Here is a 7,377-nt window from a genome sequence, read left to right on the forward strand (position 1 = left end):
ATGACCCGGCCGAGCGGGATCGCCGGTGCGGCGTCGGGCCCGAGGAGCAGACCCACCTGCACGTGCCGGCCCCGCGGGCGCAGAGCGGCGATCGACGCCTCCGCCGTGACGCTGCTTCCGACGGCGTCGATCGCCAGATGCGCACCTCCTCCGGTCGCCGCCCGGATCGCCTCGGCGGCACCCTCGCCTCCGGGGACGGTCACCGCCCCGAGCGCGGCTGCGGCCTCCCGCGCCGGGGCGGAGACGTCCGACGCCACCACACGGGCCCCGGCCGCGAGCGCGACGATCACCGCGGAGAGGCCGACTCCGCCGCAGCCCAGCACCGCGACCCACTCCCCCGGGGCGACCCGGCCGCGCTCGTGCAGGGCGTGGTACGCGGTCCCGAAGCGGCAGCCGAGACCGGCCGCCTCGACGAAGCCGACGGAGTCGGGCAGGCGCACCAGGTTCAGGTCCGCACCCGGCACGGCCACCGCCTCGGCGAACGACCCGTCGAGGGTGAATCCCGGCTGCTGCTGCCGGAGGCACACCTGCGTCGCCCCCTCCCGGCACTGCTCGCAGTCGCCGCAGGCGAACACGAACGGCGCTGTGACCCGGTCACCGACCGCGAAGAGCGACACCTGGGCTCCCGTCGCGATCACCGTCCCGGCGAACTCGTGCCCGGGGATCTGCGGAAGGACGACCGAGTCGTCGTGCCCCTTCCACGCGTGCCAGTCGCTTCGGCACACCCCGGTCGCCGCGACGCGGACGACGACGCCGTCGACGGGGCAGACGGGCTCCGGGACCTCGATGATCGCGGGGAGGGCGGAGAAGGACGAGTAGCTCACGGCGCGCATGCCGAGAGTCTCCCAGAGGCCCGGGCCGCGCTCTGCTTACAGTGCGTCGACCGGGATGCCGCCGGTGCCCGGCTGGGCGGGCTCGCGGTGGACCGGGTAGACCGTGCCCCGGGCGCGGTCGATCGCGATGCTGCCGAGGGCGAGCACGATTCCTGCCGCGGTCAGGCCCACGCCGACCCAGATGGGCGACAGATAGCCCAGTCCGGCGGCGATCGTCAGGCCGCCGAGCGCGGCACCCACCGAGTTGCCGATGTTGAGCGCGGAGTGGTTGAGCGCGGCCGCGATCGTCTGGCTGTCGCGCGCCACGTCCATCAGCCGGGTCTGGATCGCGGGCGACGCGGCGGCCGAGAAGCCCGCCGAGAGGAACGCGAACACCACTAGCCCGACGACCGACGAGGCCGACAGCGCGAGCCCGATCAGCGAGACGCCGACGCCGGCGAAGAAAACCACCAGCGCCCGCCGCACGTCGCGGTCGGCGGCCCAGCCGCCGACGAGGTTGCCGACGGTCATCCCGAGGCCGATGACGACCAGGATCCACGGGACCGCGCCGAGCGGCAGGCCCGTCACCTCGGTCGCGAGCGGCGAGATGTAGCTGTACATCGCGAAGAGTCCGCCGAAGCCGATGGCGCCGACGAGGAGGGTCATCCAGACCTGCAGGCGCCCGAACGCCCGCAGCTCGTTGCGGACGGTCGCCGCCGGATTCCCGGGCTGCGCGGGCACCAGAAGCTGGACGGCCACGACGGTCAGCGCGAAGAGCACCGCGACCACGAGGTAGGCGCTGCGCCAGCCGGCCACCTGCCCGACCCAGGTGATCGCGGGCACACCGACGACGTTCGCGATCGTGAGCCCGGAGAGGACGAACGCGACTCCCTTGCCGCGCTTGCCGGGACCCATCAGGTCGGCGGCGACCAGGGAGGCGATGCCGAAGTAGGCGCCGTGCGGGAGCGCGGCGACGAAGCGCGCGGCGAGGACGAGCGGGAAGCTCGGGAGCAGCGCCGAGCCGATCGTCCCGACGGTGAAGGCGACGAGGAGCGTCAGGAGGAGCCTCTTGCGCGGCCAGCGCGCCGCTGCGGCGGCGATGGTGGGGGCGCCGACCACGACACCGAGCGCGTAGGCCGAGATCAGCATCCCCGCCTGCGAGACGGCCTGCTCCTGGCTCGCGGCCCAGACCCCGGGGAGGAGGTCGGCGGCGAGCTGCGGGAGGAGCCCCATCGCGACGAACTCGGTCGAGCCGATGCCGAAGCCCCCCATCGCGAGGGCGAGCAGGGCGAGGCGGGTCCGAGCGGGCGAGAGCGTCACCGGTCAAGGCTACTCAGGATCGGGCGGATGTCGAATCGATTCGAGAAAGCCCGGACACGAGAGGTCTCGGCGCGGACCCGCTACTCCCCCAGCGCGTCGTTCAGCCGGGCGATCTTGCCGTCGATCTCGCCCGAGTAGCCGGGGCGGATGTCCGCCTTCAGGACGAGCGACACGCGCGTCCCGAACGCTCCGACGGCCTCCGTCGCGCGCTTGACGACGTCGAAGACCTCGTCCCACTCCCCCTCGATCTCGGTGAACATCGAGGTCGTCCGCGACGGCAGGCCGCTCTCGCGGACGATGCGGACGGCGGCGGCGACGGCGTCGTGGACGGACGCGTCGGGCGCCTCGCCCCCGGACGGTGCGACCGAGAATGCGACGAGCATGGGAGCCTCCTTGACTGCGCGCACCGCGTGCCGGCCCGCGCCCTCCGAGCCTACGAGCCCTGGGGCGCCAGGCGGGTCTCGCCGGTCAGCGACGATGCGGAAGTCGTGGCGCCGGGTGCGACGACCCGCGCCGTCCCCGTCCTCCACAGCTCGCGCAGCAGCCAGCCGAGCAGCACCACGAGGAGGATGTTCCGCACGGTCAGCACGAGCACCATCCACCAGTGCGACCAGAGGAGGAAGAGGTAGAGGTACGGGTAGACCACCTGGGTCAGAGCCGCAGTGACGAGGGTCAGCTTCGCGGGCCGGTCGAACGCGCCGTCGCGGCACGCGATCAGACCGGCGATCACCGGCGGCGCGAGCCAGACGATGTACTGCGGCGAGAGCACCTTGTTGGTGTCGATGAACACGACCACGAAGGTCAGCGCGAGCAGCGGGAACAGCCTGGCGAGGTCCGCCCGGCGGGCGAGAGCACGGGCACCCAGCAGGGCCACGCCGAGCATGGCCAGAGCGAGCAGCGGGGTCATCAGGCTCGCCGCGAACTCGGTGCCGGGCCCGTGCATCTCGAAGGTGTTGATGTCGGCGGCGTAGTAGACGTAGCTCCCCGATCCCGGGAGGACCGACAGCCACATCCAGGGAGTGCTCACGACGGCCTCGATCTGGAGGCCCCGATCGGTCTGATCGGTGACGAAGCTGAAGACCTGGTCCCCGCCGCCGACGAGGACGACCGCGAGCACGATGATCACGGAGGCGACCGCGGGGACGAGGATCATCCGCAGCCGTCCGCGCAGGACCAGCACGGCAGCGGCGAGGATCGCGGCCGGCCACACCTTGATCCAGGTGGCCACGGTCAGCAGCAGCGCCGCGACGCCCGGACGGGTCGCCGCCCAGAGCATCCCGGCGATGGCCGGCGGCGCAGTGAAGGCGTCGATGCGGCCGATCGCGATCGGCCCGAGGAGGACGAGGAACAGCAGCCACCAGCGCGCCGCGGCGAGGCGCGGTGCCGACCGACCGCGCAGCAGCAGGGCGAAGGCGGCGGCATCGGCGAGCGCGACGAGGACGAGCCACATCAGGTCGTAGCCCGCCGAGCCGAAGAGCCAGGAGGCCGCGATCGGGCCCCAGGCGAGGATCGGGTAGACCCAGCCCGTGTCGATCCCGGCGATGCCGCCGCCCTCGACGGCGGTCCTCATCCACTCCTTGTAGACGATGCTGACGTCGCCCATCGGCAGACCCGGAGCGAACAGCGCCAGGAGGGAGAGCACCACGTGCACCAGCGCGAAGGCGCCCCAGAGCACGGCGACGGAGTCGCGGTTCTCGCGCAGCCGGGCGAGGGGGCGGGAGGACGCTCGAGGAGGGGAGGACGGCACCGCGTCATTGTAGAGGGGCCGCTGAACGGGACCCTGGCAGCACCTGAGCCCGCCTGAGAGCGCCGCTTCCGCCGGGCATCGGTCCCCCGGCGGCGTCGGTCGCCGCCGGGCGTCAGCGGCCAGCGGGCGTCAGCAGCCCGCGGGTGTCACGACCCGATGAACTCAGTAGCCGGCGAACGCGTCGGTGTGGATCCGCTTCGCCCCGGCACCGCGCAGGGCGCCGCGGACCGAGTCGACGAACGACGGCGACCCGGAGACGTAGCCCACGCGGCGGCCGGCGTCCGGCACCGCGTCCGCGAGCAGCTCGGCGGTCAGTCGGCCTGTGACGTGCGACCACCGTGCGGGCAGGTCGGTCGGCGCCTCCTTCGAGCAGAGCACGACCCGGGCCCCCGACTCCTGCAGCAGGTCGCGGTACGCGACCTCGGCGAAGCTCGGCGCGGCGACCACGACGACGACGTCGCGCCGCGGACCGTCCGCGAGCGAGCGGAGCTGACTGGCGAACGGGGTGATCCCGATGCCGCCCGCCACCAGCAGCAGCGGCACGGCGGGATCGGCAGGCAGGACGAAGTCACCGCCGACGCTCGTCGCCCGGAGCGAGTCGCCGGGCTCCAGAGCGGCGAGGGCGCGCTTGAAGCTGCTCGCCTTCTCCGGCATCCGCAGGGCGATCGCGATCTCGCCGTCGGACGGAGCGGAGGAGACCGAGAAGGTGCGCCGGCTGCCCCGGCTGTCGGCGCGGTGCGGCAGGTCGAGCTCGAGCCACTGGCCCGGCTCGAAGGTCAGCGGCGAGCGGGAGCGGAAGCGGTACTCCGCGATGCCCGGCGCCAGCACGCGGGTCGAGGAGAGCTCGAGCGTGTGCCGCCGACGCTGGCGGAACGCGAAGGCGAACGCGAGGGCGTTGCCGACCACGAGGCCCAGCTCCGGAGTGGCGGAGACGACGCCGATGTGGAAGGGGACGCTCGCCACGAGCGCTGCGACGACCGCGATGATCAGCTGCTGCGAGCGGCGCGGCGCGAGCGTGAGCGGCTCCGTCAGCATGAAGGCGCCGGCGAAGACGAAGGGGTAGGCCGTGAGGACCAGGGCCGCCGCGGCGCCGAGGTCCTGGCCGTTCTGCACCGCCTGCTGCACGGACACCCCGCCGGCGACGACGACGAAGACGGCGAAGACGGCCCAGCGGCGGACCCGCGCGACGATCAGGAGGGAGCCCACGACGACGAACGGCCAGATCGCGCCACTGGCGATCCACCAGGCTCCGGCGTTGAGCCCGGTGAAGCCGATGATCAGCACGGCGACCGCGGCCGGATTGAAGAGGTGGCGGCCCCGCCAGGCGAGGACGTACTTGGACGCGGCGGCGATCGCGCCGACGAGCGCGATCACGGCGAGCCCGCGGGGATCGGCCGTCGGGAAGAGGAGGCAGGCGATCAGCAGACCGGTGACGAGCGAGGACTCCAGGTGCGCACGGCTCCGGAACAGCCTCGCGAGGACCGCGCTGACCAGGGCCGTCGAGGCGACGGCGACCAGCGTCGTGCCGAGGATCTCGAGCGGCGTCGAGAAGATCAGGCCGGCTGCGGCGTAGCCGACGGCGACGAGCAGGAGCGCGGCGAGCGTCATCCAGACCAGCCGGTAGGTGGTGACACGGCCGAGGGCGCGGTCGAAGGTGCCGATCATCGGAAGACCTCTCCGGGGAAGGAAGGCGAGTAGTGGAGGGTGCCGTCGCTGCGGACGCGGACGAACTCGAAGTCGAAGCGCTCGGCGAGGGTCTCGGGCGGGCAGACGAACAGCGCGGTCGCGAGCCCGTCGGCGACGAGGGCCGTGTCGGCCACCGCCCAGGTGGCGACGACGGTCTCGACCGGAGCTCCGGTCCGCCCGTCGAGGACGTGGTGGAGGCCGCTGCCCCAGGCGCGGCGGTTGCTCGCCGAGCCGCAGAGCGCGCGGTCGCCGGGCACCGCCACTCCCAGTGCGCTGCTCGGGTCCCACGGGTGCTCGAGGCCGACCCGGACGGGTCCGGCTCCGATGCCCCGGAGGTCGCCGCTCGCGTCGACGACGGCGGGCCCGGCTCCGTCGAGCTCCCCGAGGACGAGGTCGACGAGCTGGCCCTTGCCCGCGGCGCCGACGTCGACGACGGTCCCGGGCTCGACCCGCAGTCCCGCCGCCCCGCGTCGGGCGGCGGCCCAGGAGGGGGCGGGGACGGCGGGTCCTCGCGGGACGAGGGTGTACGCGGAGTCGTAGCCGAGCTGCTCGAGAGAGCCGCCGACGAAGGGGGTGACCGCCCCGCCGGTCAGCTCGTCGAGCACGTCGTACAGTGCGAAGAGGTCGGCCGCCTCGTCGGGGAAGACGTGCTCGCCTCCGACCCGCAGCTGCGAGACGGCGGAGTCGTCACGGAACCGCGACCAGGTGCGGTCGTACTCCGCGATGCGCGCCTCGACCCGCGAGCGGTGGGAGGGCCCGAGCGGCTCGGCGGTGTCGATCTGCCAGCCGGTGCCGATCGCGTCGAACCGCCACGCGTGGCCGAGGACCGTCGGGGCGTCAGGCCGTGGCATCGGCCTTGATGGTCTCGACGGCGTCGTTGAAGCCGCCGGAGGTGAGGGAGGACCCCGACACCTTGGAGACCTTCAGCTCGTCGAGCTGCTTGCCGACGACCTCGCCCGCGATGCCGCCCGCGAAGCGCGACTGGTACTGCTGGCCGGTGGGGTTCTCCGACTCCGGGGTCACGGTCACGTCGGTGACGACGCCGTCGGCGAGGGTCAGCGAGACGCCCACCTTCTCGTTCCCTCCGGGCGAGGTGTAGGCGCCCTCGGCCTCGTAGGTGCCGTCGGCGTAGCTGCTGCCGCTCGCGGCGGAGGACGCGGCGCCGGTGGCCTCGGGGGCGGAGCTGGTGGCGGTGCTCGGAGCGGTGGTGGTCGCCGCGTCGGCGGCGTCGCTCCCGGTCGTGGTGGTGCTCGAGCAGGCGGCGAGCGCGGCGAGGGTGCCGGCGCCGGCGAGGAGGGTCAGGGCGTAGCGGGCGGGAGTCGTGGTCTTCGCGGTCATGTCTGTTCTCCTGGTCGAGGCGGACGCGGCGGATCCGACGGTAGAGGTGCTCGCTTCGAGCACCCGATGAGGCGGCGGTGCGGAGCCGGTGAGCCGGGCCGCGGGCGTCGCTTCCTCCAGGACAACGGCGGCAGTCCCGGTTCGGTTCAGCGCTCGTCCGACGGGCGTGTCAGCGCAGGAGTGCGGCGACCACTCCGGGCAGGTGCTCCGCGATGTCGAGCGCGGCGATCGGGCCGCCGGCGGAGGCGCTCCGTCCGGCCTCCGCGTGCAGGACGGCGGCCGCGGCGGCCACGGGGGCGAGGTCCTCCGCGGTCAGAGTCGCCCCGGCCGCCTCGGCGTCCGCGGCCCGACCGGCGAGGAGTGCGCCGAGCACGCCGCCGAGGACCGCAGCGACGAGGAGCGGCGCACCCTGATCGAGCAGCTGCACTCGGGAGTCCCGGTGGTGCTCGACGCGGGCGCGCTCGACCTGATCGA

At 73.7% G+C, this 7,377-nt stretch carries 7 protein-coding genes and 1 pseudogene; all 8 read right to left on the reverse strand.

All coding sequences use genetic code 11. The annotated features are described in order from the left end of the window. Nucleotides 1-833 (reverse strand): alcohol dehydrogenase catalytic domain-containing protein (locus C5C27_RS15990; protein WP_104314899.1); only part of this gene is annotated, 833 nt, incomplete at its 3' end. A 36-nt stretch (nucleotides 834-869) separates the two neighbouring features. Then, a complete protein-coding gene (locus C5C27_RS15995; RefSeq protein WP_104314902.1) occupies nucleotides 870-2,084 on the reverse strand; it encodes an MFS transporter in 1,215 nt (404 codons plus the stop codon). A 128-nt stretch (nucleotides 2,085-2,212) separates the two neighbouring features. Beyond that, entirely contained in the window at nucleotides 2,213-2,515 is a 303-nt protein-coding gene (locus tag C5C27_RS16000; RefSeq protein ID WP_104224449.1) for a thiamine-binding protein, read from the reverse strand. Between the two features lie 50 nt (nucleotides 2,516-2,565). Beyond that, nucleotides 2,566-3,879: a glycosyltransferase 87 family protein gene (locus tag C5C27_RS16005; protein ID WP_104314900.1), complete on the reverse strand. Its 1,314-nt coding sequence runs from the start codon at nucleotides 3,877-3,879 to the stop codon at nucleotides 2,566-2,568. 162 nt (nucleotides 3,880-4,041) lie between these two features. Next, nucleotides 4,042-5,544, reverse strand: coding sequence for an oxidoreductase (locus C5C27_RS16010; RefSeq protein ID WP_104314901.1), 1,503 nt, complete (start codon nucleotides 5,542-5,544; stop codon nucleotides 4,042-4,044). Beyond that, on the reverse strand, nucleotides 5,541-6,416 hold the full coding sequence (locus C5C27_RS16015; RefSeq protein ID WP_104237847.1) for an FAD:protein FMN transferase: 876 nt from the start codon (nucleotides 6,414-6,416) through the stop codon (nucleotides 5,541-5,543). Before C5C27_RS16015 ends, C5C27_RS16010 begins: the two co-directional genes overlap by 4 nt. Then, nucleotides 6,403-6,903: an FMN-binding protein gene (locus C5C27_RS16020; RefSeq protein ID WP_104224453.1), complete on the reverse strand. Its 501-nt coding sequence runs from the start codon at nucleotides 6,901-6,903 to the stop codon at nucleotides 6,403-6,405. The genes C5C27_RS16015 and C5C27_RS16020 overlap by 14 nt, the downstream gene beginning before the upstream one ends. 169 nt (nucleotides 6,904-7,072) lie before the next feature. Continuing rightward, nucleotides 7,073-7,377, reverse strand: a pseudogene (locus tag C5C27_RS18200) (hypothetical protein); the annotation flags it as partial.

The organism is Rathayibacter sp. AY2B7 (assembly GCF_002931635.1).
Lineage (GTDB): Bacteria > Actinomycetota > Actinomycetes > Actinomycetales > Microbacteriaceae > Rathayibacter.

Coding starts and splice junctions, on each gene's coding strand:
- C5C27_RS15995 (WP_104314902.1), bottom strand. CDS start 2,084: ATGGGGGGCTTCGGCATCGGCTCGACCGAGTTCGTCGCGATGGGGCTC.
- C5C27_RS16000 (WP_104224449.1), bottom strand. CDS start 2,515: ATGCTCGTCGCATTCTCGGTCGCACCGTCCGGGGGCGAGGCGCCCGAC.
- C5C27_RS16010 (WP_104314901.1), bottom strand. CDS start 5,544: ATGATCGGCACCTTCGACCGCGCCCTCGGCCGTGTCACCACCTACCGG.
- C5C27_RS16015 (WP_104237847.1), bottom strand. CDS start 6,416: ATGCCACGGCCTGACGCCCCGACGGTCCTCGGCCACGCGTGGCGGTTC.
- C5C27_RS16020 (WP_104224453.1), bottom strand. CDS start 6,903: ATGACCGCGAAGACCACGACTCCCGCCCGCTACGCCCTGACCCTCCTC.